We start from the raw sequence: 1,051 nt of genomic DNA, 5'->3' as shown, positions 1-1,051 counted from the left end.
CCTGCATCGAGCTCACCAGCGACCTCACCCTCCGCAGCACGTCCTGACAACGAAAGAAGAAAACCCATGTCCAACACCACGCATGCCCAAGAAGTGCTGTCCACACTCCGTCGCCAGCAGTTCTACCTCGTCGAGATGGCGATGATCACGCCCGTCCAGGACCCCCTGTCGGCCCTCGCCCCCTACCTGGAGGAGCACCTGGCCTGGTTGATAGAACGCGAGAACAACGGCACCCTCTTCCTCGCCGGCACACTCGGCGACGAGACCGGATGGGACGGCAGTGGACTGGCGGTCGTACGGGCCGAGTCCCGTGCGGCGGCCGAGGCAGACGCTCAGACGGAGCCGTTCTGCAGGGCCGGCATCCGGAAGAACAGCGTGCGAGGCTGGCAGCTCAACGAAGGGAACATCACCCTCCGCCTGAGGCTGTTCGACGACAGCTTCGAGATCGCCTGACACAGGCTGTTCCTCCCGACACCGACTCCGCACCCGTGCCCTTCGCGCGTCGAGCGGAGTCACCGCCGACAGGCCCAGCACACGAACCCCTGCGGGTGGACCTGTTGGCGGACAGGCGGTCACGGCACCCGCCGAGTCCGGCACGTCACCGGTGCCGGCTTGAGACCGCGGGTGCCAGTGGCCGGCCTGGAGGGCCGATCGCCCACCGGCACGGGACATGCCGTCGAACAGCCTCGGTGACGTGCCGCTGTCCGGTCACCGCACCGGCGGCCTCGCCGGCGTCCTTCGCACCGGTATCCCGACGCGACCACGAGTCACGAGGAACCCCCGCCGCGCCTGGACCACTGGCCGGCGGGGGCCTGGCCCGCAACCCCGCCGCACTGGATCGCCATCGGCGACGAGCTCGTGAGCACCGTCCAGGACAGCGGCGAGCCGCGTCGGCGCTTCACCGACCGAACCCCGTCGCGCCCGGGCCGGTTCTGCCCACGGGCGCGCCATCCCGTCACGCACCGTGACCACCACGGGCGGGACGTGCCGCCGGTTTCGATCAAGGAGGATCGACATGGCCGCCCCCAAGTTCGCCCACGTGGTGTTCCAG

Annotated in this window: 1 protein-coding gene; it reads left to right on the top strand. The window is 69.6% G+C overall.

Going from position 1 to position 1,051, the window contains the following annotated elements; all coding sequences use genetic code 11:
• The first annotated feature begins 66 nt into the window (after positions 1–66).
• Positions 67–453 carry a YciI family protein gene (locus ACFF45_RS35450; protein ID WP_381351161.1) on the top strand — a complete coding sequence of 129 codons (387 nt, stop codon included), beginning with the start codon at positions 67–69 and terminating at the stop codon, positions 451–453.
• Positions 454–1,051: the final 598 nt, after the last annotated feature.

Origin of the sequence: Streptomyces cinereospinus (assembly GCF_042430725.1) — a bacterium.
Taxonomy (GTDB): Bacteria; Actinomycetota; Actinomycetes; order Streptomycetales; family Streptomycetaceae; genus Streptomyces; species Streptomyces cinereospinus.
This window is presented reverse-complemented; position numbering and strand designations above follow the sequence as displayed.

What these genes read in the sequence shown, in the direction of transcription:
- ACFF45_RS35450 (WP_381351161.1), top strand. Translation starts at nt 67, where the DNA reads ATGTCCAACACCACGCATGCCCAAGAAGTGCTGTCCACACTCCGTCGC.